The organism is Rugamonas rubra (assembly GCF_900114705.1).
GTDB lineage: Bacteria > Pseudomonadota > Gammaproteobacteria > Burkholderiales > Burkholderiaceae_D > Rugamonas > Rugamonas rubra.
The window spans coordinates 125,495-146,199 of the sequence record NZ_FOTW01000022.1; the positions used below are offsets into that span (position 1 = coordinate 125,495).

Genomic DNA, 20,705 nt, shown 5'->3' on the forward strand with positions numbered 1-20,705 from the left:
CCGTTCACGCGGGATCATCCATCGACCAGGGGAAAACGATGCAAACTAGTGCGAGAGGGCGTGCGGCGGCGGCCGCCGTGGCGTTGCTGCTGTGTAGCGGGCAGTCGGCCGGCCAGCCGGCGGCCACGGCCGGAGGCGGCGCGGCGGGCGGCGAGGCCGGCGGGCAGCTGGGGGACAAGCTCGAATCGATGCGGCGCCAACTGGAGGAGCAGAAGCAGCTGTTGCTACAGCTGCGGCGGCAGGTCGACGAGCAGCAGCGCAGCCTGCTGCAGCTCGGCGGCGCCATGCCGGCCGAGGCGCTGGCGGCGCAGCGCGGCACCGGGCCGGCCGAGCAGGGCGGCGCGGCGGCGCCGGCGCAAGGGCAGGGCCAGGGGCCGGCCCAGGCGCGCGCCGGCCAGGCGCCGGTCGGCGCGGCGCCGGCCAAGGACGGCCGCCCGCCCGAGGTGGCGCCGCTGTTCGAGCAGCCCGGCGTGCTCACCGCCAAGGGCCATTACGTGCTCGAACCGTCGCTGCAGTTCGGCTACTCGTCGAGCAACCGCGTCGCGCTGGTCGGCTACACCATCATCCCGGCCTTGTTGATCGGCCTGGTCGACGTGCGCGAGGTCAAACGCAACACCACCACGGCCACGCTGACCGGCCGCTACGGCCTGAGCCGGCGCATGGAAATCGAGGCCAAGCTGCCCTACGTCTACCGCTCCGACGCCACCGTCAGCCGCGAGTACTTCACCGGCGCCGCCAACGAGCGCGTGTTCGACACCAGCGGCCGCGCCGCCGGCGACGCCGAGCTGGCGCTACGCTACCAGCTCAACGAGGGCGGCGCCGACCGCGCCTACTACGTCGGCGCGCTGCGCTTCAAAAGCCGCACCGGGCGCGACCCGTTCAGCGTGGTGACCGACTGCACCAAGCGCTGCACCGGCCCGGACGCCACCGGCACCGGCCTGCCGCTGGAGCTGCCGACCGGCTCCGGCTTCTACGCGCTGCAACCGAGCCTGACCTGGCTGTATCCGTCCGACCCGGCGATCTTCTTCGGCAGCGTCAGCTATCTGCACAATTTCCGCCGCAGCAACGTCGAGCGGCGCATCCAGGGCGGCCAGTCCGAGCCGCTCGGCACGGTGGCGCCGGGCGGCGTGCTCGGCTTCAACTTCGGCATGGGCATGGCGCTCAACGACAAGGCCGCCTTCAGCCTGGGCTACGACCACAGCTCGATCGCCCGCACGCGGCAGAACGGCGTCGCCGTGCCCGGCTCGGTGCGCATCCAGCTGGGCACCTTGCTGCTGGGCTTTTCCTACCGCTTCAACGACAAGCGCACCGTCAACGTCGCCGTCGGCGCCGGCCTGACGCGCGACACGCCGGACGTCCAGTTGTCGGTGCGCATGCCGATGAGTTTCTAGCGGCCGGCCCCGGCGGCGCGGTGAACGGCGGGCCTGCGCGGCGGACGCGGGCCCCTCCTAAGGCGGGCTCGACCGAAAAGGCGGAATTGCGTTATTGTAGCGATTCAGGCAATTCTTTCAAAAAGGGAAAACATGATCCAGAAGCACACCAAATCGGTCCGCGCCGCCCTCCTGCTGGGCGCCTTCGCCGCCGTCGGCGCCGCGCCGGCCTTTGCCGCCGCGCCGCTGGCCAAGTTCCAGGCGCCGGGCTTTTACCGCGTCATGCTGGGCGACTTCGAGGTCACCGCGCTGAGCGACGGCACCGTCGAGCTGCCCGTCAACACCGTCCTCAAGTCCAGCCCGGCCAAGGTCGACCGGGCGCTGGCCAAGTCCTTCCTGAAGAGCCCGCTGGAAACCTCGTTCAACGCCTTCCTGGTCAACACCGGCGGCAAGCTGGTGCTGATCGACACCGGCGCGGCCGGCCTGTTCGGCCCCACGCTGGGCAAGCTGGCGGCCAACCTGAAGGCGGCCGGCTACCAGCCCGAGCAGGTCGACGAGGTCTACATCACCCACCTGCATCCGGACCACGTCGGCGGCCTGGCGGCCGGCGACCAGGTCGCCTTCCCCAACGCCATCGTGCGGGCCGACCAGCGCGACGCCGACTTCTGGCTCAATCCGGCCGAGATGGACAAGGCGCCGGCCGAGGTCAAGGGCTTCTTCCAGGGCGCGATGAAATCGATGGCGCCCTACGTCAAGGCCGGCAAGTTCCAGGCCTTCAGCGGCAACACCGACCTGGTGCCGGGCGTCAAGGCCTACGCCAGCAACGGCCACACGCCGGGCCACACCACCTATGTGGTGGAAAGCCGGGGCCAGAAGCTGGTGCTGCTGGGCGACCTGCTGCACGTGCAGGCGGTGCAGTTCGACCAGCCCGAGGTCGCCATCAGCTTCGACAACGACAGCAAGCACGCCGTCAGCGAGCGCAAGGCGGCCTTCGCCGCCGCCGCCAAGCAGGGCTATATGATCGGCGCGGCGCACCTGTCCTTCCCCGGCCTGGGCCACGTGCGCGCCAACGGCAAGGGCTACCAGTTCGTGCCGCTCAACTACTCGGTGCCGAAGTAAGCGAAGTCGGCCGAGGTAGGCCGAAGTAGGCCGAGCTCGGCCGGCCGAGCGTGCCGGCGGCAGACCAAGGGACTCCGCGCGAGTCCCTTGCTCATTGCTGGCCGGTGGGGCGCCGGGACCGGGCGCTTACAAATTATTGCAAAGAGTGGCGGGCGGGGAAACGTGCCGAGCGGGCTGAAGCGGTAAGATGATCGGATTGCGGCATGTTCCGTCCCTTGTCGCAACGCAGCGCAGCGCAGGACCAGGGCCAAGGCCGTGGCTGTAACTGTAGTTGTGGCCGTGCCGTAGCGCCGTCGCCGGCGTAGTTTCAGCCGCAATGGACGTCCCATTTTCCCACCGGCCCCTATGGAAAACCTCGCAGTCATACGCCGTGCCGCTGCCATCGCCATCGCCGGTTTGTTGGCCGGCTGCGCCGTCCAAACGCCGGCGTCGGGGCCGGAACTGGCCTTCGCGCCAACGCAGACCATCGCCGTGTTGAACCGCGTCACCTGGGGCGTCAACGACAGCACCGCCAAACGGGCCGGCGCCGCCGGCCTGGGCGGCTATTTGCAGGGCCAGTTGCACCCCGGCGCGGAGCGCCTGCCGGCCGCCATCGAGGCCCAGCTGGCGGCGCTGACGATCGGCCAGCGCCCGCTCGACCAGCTGGTGTTCGAGCTGGAGCGGCAGCGCAAGGAGGCCGACGCGCTGGGCGACGACGAGGCCAAGATGAGCGCGCGGCAAGCCTATCAACAGGAGCTGAACCGCCTGGCGCGCGAGGCGGCGACCCGTTCGCTGCTGCGCGCCGTCTACTCGCCGAACCAGTTGCAGGAACAGATGAGCTGGTTCTGGATGAACCATTTCAGCGTCCACCAGGGCAAGCACAACCTGCGCGCCATGGTCGGCGACTACGAGGAGCAGGCCATCCGCCCCCACGCGCTGGGCAAGTTCCGCGATCTGCTGGCCGCCACCGTCCGCCATCCGGCCATGCTGCGCTACCTGGACAACGAGCAGAACGCCGCCGGCCGCATCAACGAGAACTACGCCCGCGAGTTGATGGAGCTGCACACCCTGGGCGTCGACGGCGGCTACAGCCAGCGCGACGTGCAGGAGCTGGCGCGGGTGCTGACCGGGGTCGGCGTCAACCTGGGGCCGGACGCGCCCAAGGTCAAGCGCGAGCTGCAGGGCGACTACCGGCGCGCCGGCCTGTACGAGTTCAACCCGAACCGCCACGACTACGGCGCCAAGCAATTGCTCGGCCAGCCCCTGCGGCGGCGCGGCCCGGCCGAGGTGGACGAGGCCATCGCCCGCCTCAGCGCCCATCCGGCCACGGCGCGTTTCGTCAGCCGCAAGCTGGCGCAATTCTTCGTCGCCGACGAGGCGCCGGCGGCGCTGGTCGAGCGCATGGCGCAGACCTTTCTGCGCAGCGACGGCGACATCGCCGCCACCCTGCAAACCATGCTGGCCTCGGCCGAGTTCGCCGCCTCGCTGGGGCACAAGTTCAAGGACCCGCAGCACTACGCCGTTTCGGCGGTGCGTCTGGCCTACGACGACAAGCCCATCCTCAACGCCGGCCCGCTGCTCAACTGGCTCAAGCGCATGGGCGAGCCGCTGTACGGCCGTCAGACGCCGGACGGCTACCCGCTGACGCAGGCGGCCTGGGCCAGCCCGGGGCAGATGACCACCCGCTTCGAGATCGCCAAGGCGATCGGCGGCGGCAGCGCCGGCCTGTTCAAGGCCGACGGCCCGCAGGCGCAGGAAAAGGCCGCCTTCCCGCAGTTGTCGAACGCGCTGTACTTCAGCTCGCTGAAGGCGACACTGGCGCCGGCCACCCTGCGCGCGCTGGAGCAGGCCGCTTCGCCGCAGGAATGGAACGCCTACCTGTTGTCGGCGCCCGAGATGATGTACCGCTAACGATGCAGCGCCAACGGAGGCCAACATGAAACGTCGCACCCTACTCAAGGCCACGGCCGCGCTGCCCATGGCCGGCCTGGCCGGCCGGCTGTGGGCCGCGCCCGGCGCCGGCAACAGCCGCCTGCTGGTGGTCTTCCTGCGCGGCGGCTACGACGCGCTGAACCTGCTGGTCCCCGTCGCCAGCAAGTACTACTACGAGGCCCGGCCCAACATCGCCATCGCCGCGCCCGCCGCCGGCGGTGGCGGCGCGGCGCCGCCCAACCCGAACGCGGCGCTGCCGCTGGACGCCGACTGGGGCCTGCACCCGGCCTTGAGGGACAGCATCTATCCGCTGTTCCAGCAGGGCCAGGCCGCCTTCATCCCCTTCGCCGGCACCGACGACATTTCGCGCAGCCACTTCGAGACGCAGGACACGATCGAGCTGGGCCAGGCGCCCGGCGCCGGCCGCGACTACCGCTCCGGCTTCCTCAACCGCCTGGCCGCCACCTTGGGCGGGCCTGCGCTGTCGTTCACCGACCAGTTGCCCTTGATTATGCAGGGCGGCCTGCAGGTGCCCAACATGACCTTGCGCAACCTGGCCAAGCCGGCCGTGGACCAGCGCCAGAGCGGCGTCATCAGCGCCATGTACCAGGACACGGCGCTGGCCGCCCAGGTGCGCGAGGGTTTCAGCGTGCGCGCCGAGGTGCTGCGCGAGATGGCCGGCGAGATGGAGGCGGCCAGCCGCAACGCCATCGCCGCCAAGGGCTTCGAGCTGGAGGCGCGGCGCATCGGCCGCTTGATGAAGGAGAAGTACCGCATCGGCTTCGTCGACGTCGGCGGCTGGGACAGCCACGTCGGGCAGGGCGGCGCCAACGGCTACCTGGCCGACCGGCTGGGCGAGTTGGGGCGCGGCCTGGCCGCCTTCGCCCAGGAGATGGGCGGCGACTGGCGCGACACGGCGGTGGTGGTGGTCAGCGAGTTCGGCCGCACCTTCCGCGAGAATGGCAACCGCGGCACCGACCACGGCCACGGCAGCGCCTACTGGGTGCTGGGCGGCGCCGTCAAGGGCGGCCGCCTGGCCGGCGAGCAAAAGCGGGTCGAGGCGGCGACGCTGTTCCAGAACCGCGACCTGCCGGTGTTGAACGAGTACCGCGCCGTGTTCGGCGGCCTGTTCGCCCGCATGTACGGGCTGGGCAGCGCGCAGCTCGAGCAGGTCTTCGCCGGCGCCAAGGCGCGCGACATCGGCCTGCTCTAGGCGCGCGCTAGTTCACCACACTCAGGCCGCCGCCAGCGCCGGGTAGTCGGTGTAGCCTTCCGCCGTGGCGTGGTAGAAGGTTTCCGCCTTCCAGGCGTTGAGCGGGGCGTCCAGTTGCAGGCGGCGCGGCAGGTCGGGGTTGGCGATGAAGGCCTTGCCGAAGGCCACCGCGTCGGCCGTGCCGGCGGCCAGCACCTGCTCGGCCTTGGCCTTGTCCATGCTCTCGTTGACGATATAGACACCGCCGAACTCGCGCTTGAGCAGCGGTCCCAGGCTGTCCTCGCCGAGCGCCTCGCGGGCGCAGATGAAGGCGATCTTGCGCTTGCCCAGCTCGCGCGCCACATGGCCGAAGGTGGCGACGGGGTTCGAGTCGCCCATGTCGTGGGCGTCGCGGCGCGGCGCCAGGTGCATGCCGACGCGGTCGGCGCCCCACACTTCGATGCAGGCGTCGGTGACTTCGAGCATCAGGCGGGCGCGGTTCTCGATGCTGCCGCCGTAGTTGTCGCTGCGCTGGTTGGTGCTGTCCTGCAGGAACTGGTCGAGCAGGTAGCCGTTGGCGCCGTGGATCTCGACGCCGTCGAAGCCGGCCAGCTTGGCGTTCTCGGCGCCCTTCCTGTAGGCGGCCACCACGCCGGCCAGCTCGGCCGTCTCCAGCGCGCGCGGCAGCGGGTAGTCGCGCTGCGGACGCAGCAGGCTGACGTGCCCCTTGGCGGCGATGGCGCTGGGCGCCACCGGCGCCTGGCCGTCGAGGAAGTCCGGGTCGGAGATGCGGCCGACGTGCCACAGCTGGGCGAAGATGCGGCCGCCGGCGGCGTGCACCGCCGCCGTCACCAGTTTCCAGCCGGCCACCTGCTCATCCGACCACAGGCCCGGCGTGTCGGCGTAGCCGACGCCCTGCGGCGTGACGGCGGTCGCCTCGCTGAGGATCAGGCCGGCGCTGGCGCGCTGCACATAGTATTCGGCCATCAGCGCGTTCGGCACGCGGCCGCCGCCGATGGCGCGGGCGCGCGTCAGCGGCGCCATGATGACGCGGTTTTTCAAGACGAGGTCGCCGATGGTGAGCGGATCGAACAGAGTTGCCATGATAGTTTTCCTGTAAAAATTACCCCGGTCGTGCCGGTGGGGCGGGCCGCGTGTAACTAGAGGCCCTGGTTCATGTGGTCGATGAAGGCCTGGATGGTTTCCTCGTTGCGGCTGAAGAAGGCCCATTGGCCGACGCGTTTGGAGCTGATCAATCCGGCCTTTTGCAGCGTCGCCAGGTGGGCCGACACGGTCGATTGCGACAAGCCGCAACGACGGTCGATCAGCCCGGCGCAGACGCCCAGGTTGAGGCCGTGCTCCTGGTCGGAGAAGTACTGTTCCGGCTGCTTGAGCCAGGCCAGGATCTGCCGCCGCACGGGGTTGGCCAGCGCCTTGTGAATTGCATCGATGTCCATCGGAAGTCCATTGTTTCGCTTCTACCCGATATATGCATCGGGTTTCGGCAATTTCAATATCGGTATACTACGATATAAATAAAATTCCCGCTGGCGGCCGCATACAACGGCGGCCGGGCGGGGCGGGGCTCGCACAGGAGAGGCGCATTATCGCCCAGGTGGCGGCGCCGGTGGGGCCGTGCCCGGCGGGAATGTTGCATGGCTGGTATCATGGCGGCTCTTTTGCGCGCGCGGGGACGACCCCGCCACGAAGCGGGCTTGGCGGGGACGACCCCGCCGTTGAAGGAGAAACATATGACTTGGATCATCCTGGTGCTGGCCGGCTTGTTGGAGGTGGCGTGGGCCGTCGGCCTCAAATACACCGAGGGCTTCACCCGCCCGCTGCCGACGGCGTTGACCTTGGCGGCCATGGCCGGCAGCATCGGCCTGCTCGGCCTGGCGCTGCGCCATTTGCCGCTGGGCACAGCCTACGCGATCTGGACCGGCATCGGCACCGTCGGCACCGTCATCTTCGGCATCGCGGTGCTGGGCGAGGCCGCCAACCCCTTGCGGCTGTTGTGCATCGGCATGATCGTCGGCGGCATCGTCGGCCTCAAGCTGAGCACCGTCTGAGTGGCGGCTGCGGGCGCGCCGGCTCAGCGCTCGCCGGCCCAGCGCTGGTGGATGCGCGCCAGCTCGCCGCTGGCGTTGAGCTTGTGCAGGGCCAGCTCGATCTGGCGGGCGGCGGCCGGGTCGGCCCGCTTGCCGATCCAAAAGTAGATCGGCTCCTCGCGCAGCACCACCGGCAGGATGCGCACCTGCCCGCGCAGGCCCTGCTGGCGCACGATCCAGTTCAGCGTCAACTCGTTCATGTAGAAGAAGCGGCCGTGGCCGGCGATGATCTTGCGCAGGTTGACGGCGTTGTCGCCGGTGCTGTCGTCGACCTCCAGGCCGAGCGCGCGCAGCTGCGCGGCGTAGCCGGCGCCGCGCGAGGTGGTGACGATGGGTTTGAGCTTGAGCAGGTCGTCGAAGTTGTTGACCTCGGCCTTGTCGCCGGCGGCGGCGGCCAGCTTGTGGCGGGCCAGGTACAGCGGCTTGCCGACCCGGTTGGCGATCTGGCGCCGCCTGGGCGTGTCGAGCAGCGCGCAGGCGCAGTCGAGCTCGCCGGACTCCAGGCTTTGTTCGATCATCGGCACCGAGCGGAAGTCGTCCTGGCCGGTGAAGCGCAGCTGCGGCGCCAGCCTTTCGATCGCCGCCAGGATGTCCGGGCAGATGCCGGCCGGGCGGCCGTTGCGCCGCGTCCATTTCGGCGGCAGGCTCTCCTGCGCCATCACGCGCAAGGTCGTCACCGGCTCGGCGGCGGCGTGCGCCGCCGGCGCGCCCGTGCCCGCGCCGGCCACGGCGAGCAGCAGCATCACTAGCTTGTTCATCATAGTCTCCTGCACGTGATTCTAGCGGGATAGACCGGGCCGCGCCAGAGGCCGTCGGCGCGTTGGCGCGACGGATCAGAAGTCCGGATTGGCGCGCGCCAGGTAGAACCACTCGCTGTTGGCCTTGGCGCCGCTGTCGGGGAACAGGATCAGCCCGTCGAACTCGGCCAGCACGGCCGTGCCGTCGGCGCGGCGGCCGATCTCGTCGCCCTGGCGCAGGCGGTCGAAGCTGGACCAGACGCGGCTGAATTGGTCGTCGATGTGTTGCTTATCGTGCACAACGACCATGCTCAGCGCCTCCATCCGCGCCGGCTCGACCGGCGCCGGCGCCGCCTCGTCGACCAGGCCGAGGAAGGCCAGGGTGTTGCGGATGGCACGGTAGGCCACCTCGGGCGCCCGCGGGTCGGCGTGCTGGCCGCACTCCAACGTCAGCGCGTAGCCGCCGGTCGAGCGCATGTATTCGGTGGTGCCGACGCCGTAGCGCAGCACGGTGTCGAGCTGGCTGTCGTCGCGCAGGCGGCGCTGCACGCCGGCGCCGTAGGTGGCCAGCCAGCCGTCGACGAAGCGGCGCACGCCGAGCCGGCGCGCCAGCGCGCGCTCCTGCGCGGCGTGGCCGAAGGGCTGCAGCGGGCCGTCGTTGTCGCGCGGGCCGACCATGACGAAGGGCTCGCTGGCGGCGTTGAAGGAGTGCAGGTCGAGCAGCACGTCGTGGCCGGCCAGCAGCGGGCACAGCCAGTTGGCGACGCGGTCCTCGAAGTCCTGCGGCGCGGCGTTGGGGAACAGGTTGCGGTTCAGGTTGCGCTCGCCGCTGCGTTCGCCCTTGGCGTAGGCCAGCGGATTGGCCACCGGCACGAAGGTGACGCTGCCGGCGGCCAGGCGCAGCGCGCCCGCGTCCAGCTCGGCCATGACGCGGCCGATGCCCCGGGTGCCGCAGGTCTCGTTGCCGTGCACGGCGCCGAGCACGATCAGGCGCGGGCCGGCGCCCAGGCCGCTGTAGTTGACGGATTTGAATTGCAGTTGGTGCTGATCGCTCATGGCTGTCCTTGGCTGGGGTAGGGCCGGCGCGGTTTGGCCGCGCGGCAACGTCGGCCGATATTCTAGCCGCTGCGCCGCGCGCCGGGCTGGCGGCGGGCGCCTAGCGCTGCATTTCGATCACGTCGAACGGCGACTGCATGGTGTGGAGGAAGGCCATCAGGCTGCGGGCGCGCTCGGCGCCGTCCTGGGCGCGGCTGGCGGCGATCTCGGCGCGCAGGCCGGGCAACACCTCGACCACGTGCGGGCTGGCGTCGTAGGCGGCGATCAACAGGGCGGCCAGCTCGCCGGCGCGGCCGCGGTTGTTGCGCATGCGCTCCTCGAGGATGGCGAAGAGGGCGCGCTGCATGCGCGGCGTCGGGTTGTGGATGTAGCCGAACACCAGCGGCGTGTTGGCGATCGCCTCGCACAGCAGCTGCTCCATACGCTCGGGCTTGACGTCGGAGGCGATGTCGAAATAGGCGCCGTTCCAGCGCGTGCGCTCGTACGGGTGGCCGGGCGGGAAGGAGTCGGCGGTGTCGAAGCCGCAAATGCGGCTCAGATACTTGAGCCAGGCGATGAAGGTGGAGGTCATGCGCCATTTTATCCGCAGATCGCGGCGGCCGCAGCGGTCGATGCGGGGCGGGGTGGCGCGCCGCGCTCCATTGGGTGGCGCCGGGTGGTTCTTTTTGAATAGTTATGGATAATAAATGCTTAATTTGCAATTCTCATCGCTCTTTCCCCACCACAAGCGAGCCTGTCATGACATTTTCCGCTTCACCCGTGTTCCCGTCGCGCCGCCTGGGCGCCGCCGGCCTGGCCGCCCTGGCGCTGGCCTTGACCGCCGGCTGCAGCGGCGGCGGTAGCAACAACGGCGGCGCCACCGACGGCCAGGTCAGCCCGCCGCCGCCGGCGCCCGTGTTCGCGGCGGAGATCCGCCGCACCGGCTTCGGCGTGCCGCACATCAAGGCCGGCGACGAGGCCGGCCTGGGCTACGGCATCGGCTACGCCTACGCCGAGGACAACATCTGCCTGCTGGCCGGCCACATCGCCACCGTCAACGGCGAGCGCGCCAAGTACTTCGGCGCCGCCGGCGCCACCGGCATGACCGGCGCGGCCAACGTGCAGAGCGACTTCTACTTCCGCCTTGTCAACGACGCCGACGCCGTCGCCGTCGCGCTGAAGGCGCAGCCGGCCGAGATCCTGGCGCTGCTCAAGGGCTACGTGGCCGGCTACAACCGCTATCTGGAGCAGACCGGCGCGGCCAACCTGGCCGACGAGTGCAAGGGCCAGCCGTGGGTGCGCAAGCTGGCCGAGGCGGACATGGTCAAGTTGGTGCGCGGCTACGCCGCGGTCGGCGGCGTCGGCCAGTTCGTCGAGGCGATCAGCGGCGCCCAGCCCGGCGGCCCCTTGCCGCGCGCGGGCGTGCGCGCCAGCGGGCCGATCGGGCCGCCGGTCGCGCCGGTGCAGGAGGTGGCGCGCAATCCGATGACGCCCGAGTACTGGACGCGGCTGCACGCGCGCAGCGGCAGCAACGCCGTGGCGCTGGGCAGGGACGGCAGCGACAACGGCCAGGGCCTGCTGCTGGGCAATTCGCACTTCCCCTGGTCGGGGCCGCTGCGCTTCTACCAGATGCACCTGACCATCCCGGGCAAGCTCGACGTCATGGGCGCCTCGCTCGCCGGCCTGCCGCTGGTCAACATCGGCTTCAACCAGAACGTCGCCTGGGGCCACACCGTCAACACCTCGGCCCACTTCACCGTGTTCCAGCTGCAACTGGACCCGGCCGACCCGACCAAGTACCTGGTCGACGGCAAGAGCCGCAGCATGCTGCGCAAGCGCCTGAGCATCGACGTGCTGGGCGCCGACGGCGTGCTGCGCAGCGAGTCGCGCGAGCTGTATGTCAGCGACTTCGGCAACCTGGTGCAGATCCCCGGCATGCTCGAGTGGAAGAACGGCGTCGCCTACGCCGTGCGCGACGCCAACCTGGACAACCACCGCATGATGGAGCAGTGGTACGCGATCAACCGCGCCGGCAGCGCGGCGGAGTTGAAGAGCGCCGTGCTGCGCCTCACCGGGCTGCCATGGGTCAACACGCTGGCGGCCGACAAGGACGGCAACGCGCTGTTCCTCGACGTCACCGTGGTGCCCAACGTGTCGAGCGCGCAACAGGCCAGCTGTGTGCCGGCCCCCTACAAGGCGCTGGCCGCGTACGGCCTGTTCGTGCTCGACGGCAGCAAGGCCGCCTGCGACTGGGCGCTCGACCCGGCCGCCGCCCAGCCCGGCATTTTCGCCGCCGCCAAGCTGCCAGCGCTGAGCCGTGGCGACTTCGTGCAGAACTCCAACGACAGCGCCTGGTTCAGCAACCCGGAGCAGCCGCTGGTCGGCTTCCCCGCCATCGTCAGCGTCGAGGGTATCGCGCTCAGCGGCCGCGCCCGCCTCGGCATCAGCCAGTTGCAGGCGCGCCTGGCCGGCAGCGACGGCCTGGCCGGCAAGCGCATGTCGATGGCGCAGATGCAGGACATGGTGCTCAACAACCGGGTCTACCACGCCGAGCACACGGTCGACGACCTGCTGCGCCTGTGCGCCGGCGGCAAAACCGCGCTGGCCGACGACGGCAGCTCGGTCGACCTGACCCAGGCCTGCGCCAAGCTGGCCGCCTGGGACCGCCACGCCAACCTGGACGCCAACCTGGGCCTGGTCTACTTCGCCGGCACCTGGGACCGCATCGGCGGCGACGACAGCGTGTGGGCGGTGCCCTTCGACCCGGCCGATCCGGTGCGCACGCCGCGCGGCCTGAAGGTCGCCGACACCTTGGTGGCGGCCACGGTGCGCGCGGCGCTGGCCTCGTCGGTGCGCGACGCCAACAGCCAGGGCTGGGCGGCCGACGCCACCTGGGGCTCGATCCAAGTGGCCAAGCGGGGCGGCAGGAACATCCCGATCCACGGCGCCGCCGACCAGTACGGCGTCTACAACGCCATCGGCAGCGCGCCCGACGGCAAGGGCTTGCGCGACGTGACCGAGGGCACCAGCTATCTGCAGGTGGTCGGCTTCGACAAAAACGGACCACAGGCGCAGGCCGTGCTGAGCTACTCGCAGTCGACCCACGCCAAGTCGCCGTACTTCGCCGACCAGACCGAGCGCTTCTCGCAGAAGGCCTGGATCACCCAGGCCTACACCGAGGCGCAGATCACCGCCGATCCGGCCTACAGCAGCAAGAAAATCGCCGAGTAGGGGGCGGGCGGGCCGGCGTCTCGTCGCCGGTCCGCGCCTCCCGCCGTTTGTATTGCTTGTTGACGACACCAGTCAGCGCCGGAACGATGGAAGCGCCGTGCATGGAGTTTGGCGACTAATCGACGCCGTGGGTTTTGGGCTTCAGCTGATTTACTGCGGCTACCGTGGCGATCGCCTGTCTTTGCAAGGATTCCGCCGCCGCAGCCACCTCCTTCACCAAGGCGGCGTTTTCTTGCGTCATAGCGTCCATATGCTCGATTGCATGATTCACCTGGGCCAGATCTTCGCTTTGCGCTTTGCTGGCCTCGATAACCGAAATCAGAATTTGCGTGACCTGCGAAACCCCCTCGGCCTCGCTCCGCGTGCGGGGCGGTTGTGCCATCGTTGGTGGGACAAGCTGTTGCTGGTCGATGAGTTTTTTCAGGTCGCCAATTGCCGCCGAGCTGCGTTGGGATAGCCGTCGAACTTCCGCCGCGACGACCGCGAAGCCACGCCCGCCTTCGCCGGCCCTCGCTGCCTCGACTGCGGCATTCAAGGCCAGGATATTGGTTTGGAACGCGATATCGTCAAGCCGTGCCAGCACATCCACCAGGCCGCTCGTCTTTGCCTCGATTCCATCATGTAGCTCGACTGCTTGGCTTGGCTTGTTCGCCGGAACGGTCTCAGCAGAGGACGCCGGCGCCATGCTGTCGGACCCGGTTGGCACGGTGGGCTGGGCGGTAGTGGCGGACGTGGCGGAGATGCCGCCCACGCCTCGACGCGTCGCCGCCAGTGTGTGAAAGTTCAGGATGGTATAGATCAATCCGCCTATCCCTGTGATCAGGCCAAACGCAATGGCAATATATTCCATCATGAATCTCCACTGAGCATGCCAGACACCGTGGCGACATAAAACGCATACACGCTGGAACAGAGCACGCAAATAATTTGCATTGCTATCAGTATTCCTTGGTCGAAGGAAGTACATTCAGGGTTATTGACTGCTTGTGAAAGGTAGCCAACCAGGGCCAAAAAATAGGTTGAGGCCATGAGCAGCAGCGACATGACGTTGGCCCGGCTGCCATAAGAGATGTCGAGATTGGGCGTCGCCCTTAGAGTGAGATAGCTGGACGAGGCGAGCGACGCCGAAAAGAAAAATAGTCCTCCGTCGGAAAATATCCTGGAAGGATAGAAATGTCCGCTGTTGATGCTGACGAGCAAAATGGCGATCCAGGCCTGGACCAAACCGAGCCCGAACGTAATGAAGCTGAACAACACAAGTTTGCCGAAAACCCGCCTCATACGCTCCTCCGCCCGATGGCTTCAGGTCGACATCGCCGATGTAAGAAGAATAGCAGAAGCGCAGGCCCGGAATCGCTTCCGGGCCTGACGCGGTTTGACATTTTGTTGCGGCTGCTCGGCTTAGTGCTGGGCTGCCGCCGTTTGCTGCGCTTCCTCGCCCAGGCGGCCGGCGCGGAAGTCCTCGACCGCCTGGGCCAGCTCGGCCTGGGTGTTCATCACGAACGGGCCGTATTGCGCGATCGGCTCGCCCAGCGGACGGCCGGCGATCAGGATCAGCTTGGTCGCCGCCTCGGCCCGCAGCAGCACACCGTCGGCGCCGGCCGTGTTGGCCAGGATCGCCATGCGCCCGGCCGCCACCGCCTTGCCGCCGACCGCCACCTCGCCCCGGTAGACATACAGGAAGGCGTTGTGCCCGGCCGGCAGCGCCTGGCTGAAGCTGGCGCCGGCCGGCAGCTCGATGTCCAGATAGATCGGCTCGGTCACCTCGCGCCGCACCGCGCCGTCCACGCCGTGGCTGGCGCCGGCGATCACTTTGACGGCCACCCCCTGTTCGGTGCGGAACCGCGGAATCTGCGTCGCGTCGAAGTCGCGATACCAAGGGGCGCGCAGCTTGTCGCGCGCCGGCAGGTTCAGCCACAGCTGGAAGCCCTCCATCAGGCCTTCCTCCTGCTCCGGCATTTCCGAGTGGATCACGCCGCGCCCGGCGGTCATCCATTGCACGCCGCCGCCGCTCAGCAGGCCCTCGTTGCCGGCGCTGTCCTTGTGGCGCATGCGGCCGCTGAGCATGTAGGACACCGTCTCGAAGCCACGGTGCGGATGCGAGGGGAAGCCGGCGATATAGTCGTTGGCCTGGTCGCTGCCGAAGGCGTCGAGCATCAAGAAGGGATCGAGGCGGCGCTGCAGCGGCTGCGTCAGCACCCGGTTGATCTTGACGCCGGCGCCGTCCATCACCGGCTGGCCGTGGACGATGCGCTCCACTTCGCGTCCCTGCAGGACTTGATCGTTCCTTACCGTTGCCACTGTCGTTGCATCCATATCGATCTCCAATTCTTGTTGCCGGCCCGCCGGGCCGGCGAGGGTATGACTATCCTGCGATTACACCAGAACCGCGTTGACTTCGGCGTCCGCCTGGGCTTGCGCCTTGGCCATCGCGTCCGGTCCCAGGTTCAGGCCCTCGGCGTAGACGAATTGCACGTCGTTCAGGCCGATGAAGCTGAGGAACATTTTCAGGTGCGGCAGCTGGGTGTCGGTCGGGCCGTCGCGGTGCATGCCGCCACGGGCCACGGCGACATAGACCTTCTTGCCGCCCAGCAGTCCGACCGGGCCGGTCGGGCCGTACTTGAAGGTGACGCCGGCGCGGGCGATGGCGTCGAACCAGCTTTTCAGTTGCACGGTGATGCCGAAGTTGTACATCGGCGAGCCGATGACGATCACGTCGGCCGCCTGCACCTGGGCGATCAGCGCGTCGTCCAGGGCGACGCGGGCGGCCTGCTCGGCGCTGCGCTGCTCGGCCGGGGTGAACAGGGCTTGTAGCGTGGCCTCGTCGAGCACCGGGTGGGGCTGGGCGGCCAGATCGCGGCGGGTCAGGCTGACGTTGGCGGCGCTGGCGCTCAGCTTGGCCACGATGGCGTCGGCCAAACGGGTCGATTCGGAACCGGTGCTGCGGGCGCTGGAATTGATTTGCAGAATGTTCATGGTGATCTCCGTCTGTGTTGGGTTGTTGTTGCAGTGAGTGAACTTTAACAGTTCCAATTTTCACCCGGAAGGCCTTAGAATGGATAACATTAATCCACCAATGGAACAATCATCATGGACATCGACCCCAGCGACCTGCTGCTGTTCGCCCGCATCGTCGAATGCGGCAGTCTCAGCCTGGCGGCGCAGCGGGTGCAACTGCCCAAGTCGACCGTCTCGCGCCGCCTGTCCACCTTGGAGGGGCAGTTGGGCGAGCGCCTGCTGCAACGCACCACGCGCAAGCTGGTGCTCACCGAGTTCGGCGCCAGCCTGCTCGAGCACGCCCGCAAGGTGGCCGAGGAGACCGAGGCGGCCGCAGCGTTGGCCCAGCACCGCCAGGGCGCGCCCAGCGGCCTGCTGCGCGTGTCGATGCCGGGCGATTTCGCCAACCACGCGATGGGGACGCTGATGGCCGAGTTCATGGCGCGCTATCCGGCCATCACGCTGGAGATCGACCTGTCGCCGCGCCGGGTCGACTTGGTGGCCGAGGGCTTCGACCTGGCCATCCGCATGGGCGAGCTGCCGGACGACGCCTCGCTGGCGGCGCGCCGCGTCGCCTTCAGCTCGCTGGCCCTGTACGCGGCGCCGTCCTACACCAGCCTGCGCGGCCTGCCCGAACATCCGGACGAGCTGTTCCGCCATGATTTGTTGAGCCTGCCGCCGCGTATCAACGGCCTGAGTCGCTGGACCTTGTTGCGGGGCAAGACCACCTGGGTCAGGGAGTTGCCGGCGCGCCTGATGGCGAACTCGCCGGAATTGCTGGTGCGCATGGCCTGCGCCGGCGCCGGCATCGGCGCCAGCACGGAGCTGATCGCCGCGCCGTATGTGAGGACGGGACAATTGGTGCGGGTGTTGCCGGAGTGGGATTTCCCGCGCGTGACGGGTTGGGCGGTGTTTCCCGGCCGGCGCTTGATGCCGGCCAAGACCCGCGTCTTCCTCGACTTGTTGCAGACGGCCTTCGACGCCAGCGGCGCGGGCGGCGGGGGCGTGGCAGGCTGAGCTACCCCGCACCCCGCTACGCCACGGGGTCTGACCCCGCATGGGGTCAGACCCCTTTGCCCGCGGGGTAAGCCCAGTGTTCCAGCAATGCGGGCAGAGCTTTTTTACTTGCGCTGGGCCATCGTCTCGCCCAGGCGCACCGGGCCGGCCGGCTGCCAGGCCGGGTTGAAGGCCAGCCGGTCCTTGGGGAACAGCATGACGACGGTCGAGCCGAGCAGGAAGCGGCCCAGCTCCTGGCCCTGTTTCAGCACGATGTTCTGCTCCGCATAGCTCCACTCGCGCACCTCGGCCGTGCGCGGCGGGTTGACCACGCCGTGCCACACGGTGGCCATGCTGCCGACGATGGTGGCGCCGACCAGGGTCATGACGAAGGGGCCGTGGGCCGTCTCGAACACGCAGACCACCCGCTCGTTGCGGGCGAACAGGCCGGGGATGCCGCGCGCCGTGGTCGGGTTGACCGAGAACAGCTCGCCCGGCACGTAGATCATGCGGGTCAGCCGGCCGTCGCAGGGCATGTGGATGCGGTGGTAGTCGCGCGGGCTCAGGTAGAGGTTGGCGAAGCTGCCGTGCTGGAACTGGGCGGCCAGCTCGCGGTCGCCGCCGACCAGCGCGGTGGTGCTGAACTTGTGCCCCTTGGCCTGGAAGATCTGGTCGTCCTCGATGGCGCCGAACTGGCTGATGCGCCCGTCCACCGGGCAGACCCAGTCGGCCTCGGCCAGCGGCCGCGCGTCCGGCCGCAGCGCACGCGTGAAGAACTCGTTGAAGCTGGCGTAGTGGCCGATGTCCGGCTCGAGCGCCTCGGCCATGTTGACGTCGTAGCGGCCGACGAACCAGCGGATCAGCCGGGTGGTCATGGCGCCGCCCTTGGCGCCGGCGACACGGCCGGCGAAGTTGGTCAACGCTCCCTTGGGGAGCAGGTACTGCGGCAGCACGGCGAGGCGGTCGGACACGATGGCAATCCAGGACGGTATAAAGATGGCGAATTATAACGGCGGGCGCGGGCGGGGGAGGGAAATCTGCGCTGGTGGCCGCCGTCGAATCGGCCGCGCGGTGAAATATTCATTAACTATTGAAAAATATTTTCATTAAAATAAGCATGGCGGATGATTCTCGCCGACAATACCGCTCAATTTGCCCGCCACGATTCCCTATGCCCGCTTGCCCGCCAGCCCACACCCTCCGCTCGACCCTCCTCGCCGCCGCCCTGGCGGCCGCCTGGGGCGCGCCCGCCGCCGCCGCCGACCAGGAGGGCACACCGGCGCCGGCCGAGGCGCGCCAGGAGACCCTGAAGGAGGCGCCGGCCGCGCCGCCGGCGGCGCCGGCCAAGCTGCAGCGGGTCGAGATCAAGGCCAGCGCCGCCGGCTACAACCCGCGCCGCGACGACACCGCCAGCAAGATCATCGTCAACAGCGAGGAGATCCAGCGCTACGGCGACACCTCGGTGGCCGAGGTGCTCAAGCGCCTGCCCGGCATCACCGTCAGCGGCGGCGCCGGGCGCGGCGGCGAGATCCGCATGCGCGGCCTGGGCGGCGGCTACACGCAGATCCTGCTCAACGGCGAGCGCATGCCGGCCGGCTTCTCGATCGACTCGCTGGCGCCGGACGTGATCGAGCGCATCGAGGTGCTGCGCGCCGCCAGCGCCGAGTTCAGCACCCAGTCGATCGCCGGCACCATCAACATCGTGTTGAAGAAGGCCATCAAGAGCGCCCAGCGCGAGTGGAAGGCCGGCATCGCCAAGGGCAGCGATTTCGTCTCGCCCAACCTCAGCCTGCAGACCTCGGACCGCGACGGCGACTTCTCCTACTCGCTCGGTGTCAACCTGAACCGCTACCAGTCCGAGCGCGATTCCGACTGGCGCCAGTTCGACGCCGACGCCGCCGGCCGGCCGACACTGAGCGCCAGCACGCGGGCGCACGACAAGGGGGTGTCCAACAACCTCAACCTGGCGCCCCGGCTGAACTGGGCGCTGGCCGGCGGCGACACGCTGACCTCGCAGACCTACCTGTCGCTCAACCATTACGACGGCAACAACTGGAGCGTGCTGACGCCGCTGCTGGGCAGGGGCGGCGACTTCGACCGCCTCGACAGCCGCTACAGCAACCACAGCGCCTACGCCCGCAGCGACCTGAGTTGGATGCACAAGCTGGCCGCCGGCGGCAAGCTCGACACCAAGTTCGGCGCCAGCTTCAACCGCAACAGCAGCGACGGCGCGGTGCGCGGCCAGGACATCAGCGCGCTGAGCCAGCAACTCAAGCTGGCACTCGACCGCAAGGTGCATTCCAACAGCACCGACAAGGGCTTCAGCAGCACCGGCAAGTATGCGGCGCCGTGGCTCACCGACCACGCGCTGGCGCTGGGCTGGGACGGCGGCTGGTCGCGCCGCGACGAGCGGCGTGGCCAGCGCGAGGCCGATCTGCTGGCCGGCTGGGTCAATGAGCCGACGCCGGCGGCGCCGGGCCAGGCGCCGGCCGAAGCGCCGCCGCACGGCGCCCGTCCGCCCTTCGACGACGACCAGCAGATCCGCGCCGAGGTGCGCCGGCTGGCCCTGTATGGCCAGGACGAGTGGAACGTCACGCCGAACTGGTCGCTCTACCTGGGCTTGCGCTGGGAGGGCATGTCGACCTCGGCCGAGGGGCGCAAGCTCGACGCGGTGACGCGGCGCAGCGGCGTCTGGAGTCCGCTGATGCAGACCCTGTACAAGCTGCCCGGCGGCAAGGACCAGCTGCGCCTGGCGCTGACCCGCACCTACAAGGCGCCGTCGACCAACAGCCTGATCCCGCGCCGCTACGTCTCGAGCAACAACAGCCAGGTCGAACCCGACCGGCGCGGCAACCCGGACCTGAAGCCGGAGCTGGCGCTGGGCCTGGACGCCTCCTACGAACACTACTTCGGCGAGGGCGCCCTGCTCAGCGCCAGCGCCTCGATGCGCCGCATCGACGACTACACCCGGCCCGGCCTGCTGCGCGAGCACGGCCGCTGGGTCGCCACCACGGTCAACGACGGCCGCGCCGTCACCCGCGGCGTCGAGCTGGAGGCCAAGTTTCCGCTCAGCACCTTCGTCGCGCACGCCCCGGCGCTCGACCTGCGCGCCAGCGTCAGCCGCAACTGGTCGCGGGTCGAGGCGGTGCCCGGCCCGAACAACCGGCTCGACCAGCAGACCCCGCTCAGCGCCACCGTCGGCATCGACTACAAGAGCCCGGCCGGGGTGTTCGCCGCCGGCGGCAGCTTCGCCTTCCGCAACGGCGGAACGGTGCGCGCGGCGGCCGACCAGTACGACTACGTCTCGGTGCGGCGCGACCTCGACCTGTACGCGCTGTGGAAAGTCGACCCGAAAAACCAGCTGCGCCTGGCCGTCAGCAACGCGCTGGGGCAGGACTACCTGTCGAACTCGACCTATATCACCCGCGACGGCGGCAGCAGCCGGCGCAACTCGGTGTATCCGGGCGGTGCGCAATTGCGCCTGACGCTGGAGATGAAGCGCTAGACCGGCGGCGGGCGGCGCATCGCGCCCGATTGCGCCAAGCCGGCCGTCAGCCGGTATATTGCCCAGCTTGTTGTTGATAAGTGGGCGGCCAGCAGGATATTCCACCGCAAACCCGTCGCGTTTGAAGCGGCGGCGTTGCACTTAATCCCGCCTGATTATGTTCTTACATCAGCCTTTCCCAGCACCAACCGTTTCGGGCACGGCCTCGTCTGTGCCAGCGCGACCGCCAATCGCGGCACCATGGCGGCCATGTCGGCGCGGCGGTTGAAGCGATACTGGACCTCGGCGAGGTATCGCCGGGCATACTTCGCGAATTTAAACGCGTGGTGCGTCCCGGACAGGGCTGTTTTCAGGTTCCCCAACAAGACGTTGAGCCATTTGAACGGTTCGATCTCCGTGCCCGCCTTACCGCGCGGCGCCAGCACCACCTTATGCGTATAGCCCAGCTTTTCGAGCACTTCGAAACCCAGCAGCCCGTCGGACAAGACGCAGCTTCCCGGCGCC

General features: G+C 68.9%; 19 protein-coding genes. 8 read left to right on the top strand and 11 right to left on the bottom strand.

Features of this window, described 5'->3' with window-relative positions:
* Positions 1-38: 38 nt before the first annotated feature.
* The 4 genes from BM252_RS22025 to BM252_RS22040 all read left to right on the top strand — a co-directional run bounded on the left by BM252_RS22025 (position 39) and on the right by BM252_RS22040 (position 5,613).
* Complete coding sequence (locus tag BM252_RS22025; RefSeq protein ID WP_245774385.1) at positions 39-1,391, top strand: acetate kinase; 1,353 nt, start codon at positions 39-41, stop codon at positions 1,389-1,391.
* 132 nt (positions 1,392-1,523) lie between these two features.
* On the top strand, positions 1,524-2,489 hold the full coding sequence (locus BM252_RS22030; protein WP_093389820.1) for an MBL fold metallo-hydrolase: 966 nt from the start codon (positions 1,524-1,526) through the stop codon (positions 2,487-2,489).
* Between the two features lie 345 nt (positions 2,490-2,834).
* Complete coding sequence (locus BM252_RS22035; RefSeq protein ID WP_093389821.1) at positions 2,835-4,379, top strand: DUF1800 domain-containing protein; 1,545 nt, start codon at positions 2,835-2,837, stop codon at positions 4,377-4,379.
* A gap of 25 nt (positions 4,380-4,404) precedes the next feature.
* Positions 4,405-5,613 carry a DUF1501 domain-containing protein gene (locus BM252_RS22040; protein ID WP_093389822.1) on the top strand — a complete coding sequence of 403 codons (1,209 nt, stop codon included), beginning with the start codon at positions 4,405-4,407 and terminating at the stop codon, positions 5,611-5,613.
* Positions 5,614-5,634: 21 nt separating this feature from the next.
* Here BM252_RS22040 and BM252_RS22045 read toward each other — a convergent pair whose 3' ends face one another.
* Together BM252_RS22045 and BM252_RS22050 are read right to left on the bottom strand one after the other, a co-directional pair.
* Complete coding sequence (locus BM252_RS22045) at positions 5,635-6,696, bottom strand: alkene reductase (protein ID WP_093389823.1); 1,062 nt, start codon at positions 6,694-6,696, stop codon at positions 5,635-5,637.
* 56 nt (positions 6,697-6,752) lie between these two features.
* On the bottom strand, positions 6,753-7,049 hold the full coding sequence (locus tag BM252_RS22050) for an ArsR/SmtB family transcription factor (RefSeq protein WP_093389824.1): 297 nt from the start codon (positions 7,047-7,049) through the stop codon (positions 6,753-6,755).
* Positions 7,050-7,343: 294 nt separating this feature from the next.
* Between BM252_RS22050 and sugE the strand changes: the two genes are divergently transcribed.
* On the top strand, positions 7,344-7,661 hold the full coding sequence (sugE, locus tag BM252_RS22055) for a quaternary ammonium compound efflux SMR transporter SugE (RefSeq protein WP_093389825.1): 318 nt from the start codon (positions 7,344-7,346) through the stop codon (positions 7,659-7,661).
* Between the two features lie 23 nt (positions 7,662-7,684).
* Here the strand turns inward: sugE and BM252_RS22060 are convergent, their stop codons facing one another.
* The 3 genes from BM252_RS22060 to BM252_RS22070 form a co-directional block, all read right to left on the bottom strand.
* Positions 7,685-8,458: a substrate-binding periplasmic protein gene (locus BM252_RS22060; RefSeq protein WP_174900627.1), complete on the bottom strand. Its 774-nt coding sequence runs from the start codon at positions 8,456-8,458 to the stop codon at positions 7,685-7,687.
* Between the two features lie 75 nt (positions 8,459-8,533).
* On the bottom strand, positions 8,534-9,493 hold the full coding sequence (locus tag BM252_RS22065) for a M14 family metallopeptidase (protein WP_093389827.1): 960 nt from the start codon (positions 9,491-9,493) through the stop codon (positions 8,534-8,536).
* Between the two features lie 100 nt (positions 9,494-9,593).
* Entirely contained in the window at positions 9,594-10,064 is a 471-nt protein-coding gene (locus BM252_RS22070) for a hypothetical protein (RefSeq protein WP_093389828.1), read from the bottom strand.
* 167 nt (positions 10,065-10,231) lie between these two features.
* Between BM252_RS22070 and BM252_RS22075 the strand changes: the two genes are divergently transcribed.
* Positions 10,232-12,703 carry an acylase gene (locus tag BM252_RS22075; protein ID WP_174900628.1) on the top strand — a complete coding sequence of 824 codons (2,472 nt, stop codon included), beginning with the start codon at positions 10,232-10,234 and terminating at the stop codon, positions 12,701-12,703.
* 115 nt (positions 12,704-12,818) lie between these two features.
* On the opposite strand, the gene BM252_RS22080 is transcribed toward BM252_RS22075, so the two are convergent.
* From BM252_RS22080 to BM252_RS22090, 4 genes are all read right to left on the bottom strand, one after another.
* A complete protein-coding gene (locus BM252_RS22080; protein ID WP_093389830.1) occupies positions 12,819-13,670 on the bottom strand; it encodes a methyl-accepting chemotaxis protein in 852 nt (283 codons plus the stop codon).
* Positions 13,553-13,984, bottom strand: coding sequence for a hypothetical protein (locus BM252_RS31175; protein WP_174900630.1), 432 nt, complete (start codon positions 13,982-13,984; stop codon positions 13,553-13,555). Before BM252_RS31175 ends, BM252_RS22080 begins: the two co-directional genes overlap by 118 nt.
* 120 nt (positions 13,985-14,104) lie before the next feature.
* The gene (locus BM252_RS22085; RefSeq protein ID WP_093389831.1) at positions 14,105-15,019 is read right to left on the bottom strand and encodes a pirin family protein; all 915 of its coding nucleotides are present in this window, start codon (positions 15,017-15,019) and stop codon (positions 14,105-14,107) included.
* A gap of 60 nt (positions 15,020-15,079) precedes the next feature.
* Entirely contained in the window at positions 15,080-15,679 is a 600-nt protein-coding gene (locus tag BM252_RS22090; protein WP_093389832.1) for an FMN-dependent NADH-azoreductase, read from the bottom strand.
* A gap of 114 nt (positions 15,680-15,793) precedes the next feature.
* Between BM252_RS22090 and BM252_RS22095 the strand changes: the two genes are divergently transcribed.
* On the top strand, positions 15,794-16,717 hold the full coding sequence (locus BM252_RS22095; RefSeq protein WP_093389833.1) for a LysR family transcriptional regulator: 924 nt from the start codon (positions 15,794-15,796) through the stop codon (positions 16,715-16,717).
* A gap of 104 nt (positions 16,718-16,821) precedes the next feature.
* Here the strand turns inward: BM252_RS22095 and asd are convergent, their stop codons facing one another.
* The gene (asd, locus tag BM252_RS22100; protein WP_093389834.1) at positions 16,822-17,667 is read right to left on the bottom strand and encodes an archaetidylserine decarboxylase; all 846 of its coding nucleotides are present in this window, start codon (positions 17,665-17,667) and stop codon (positions 16,822-16,824) included.
* Between the two features lie 200 nt (positions 17,668-17,867).
* On the opposite strand from asd, the gene BM252_RS22105 reads away from it, so the two are divergent.
* The gene (locus BM252_RS22105; RefSeq protein ID WP_093389835.1) at positions 17,868-20,201 is read left to right on the top strand and encodes a TonB-dependent receptor plug domain-containing protein; all 2,334 of its coding nucleotides are present in this window, start codon (positions 17,868-17,870) and stop codon (positions 20,199-20,201) included.
* Positions 20,202-20,356: 155 nt separating this feature from the next.
* Here BM252_RS22105 and BM252_RS22110 read toward each other — a convergent pair.
* The coding region (locus BM252_RS22110; protein ID WP_139236669.1) for a transposase at positions 20,357-20,705 on the bottom strand (349 nt) is incomplete at its 5' end.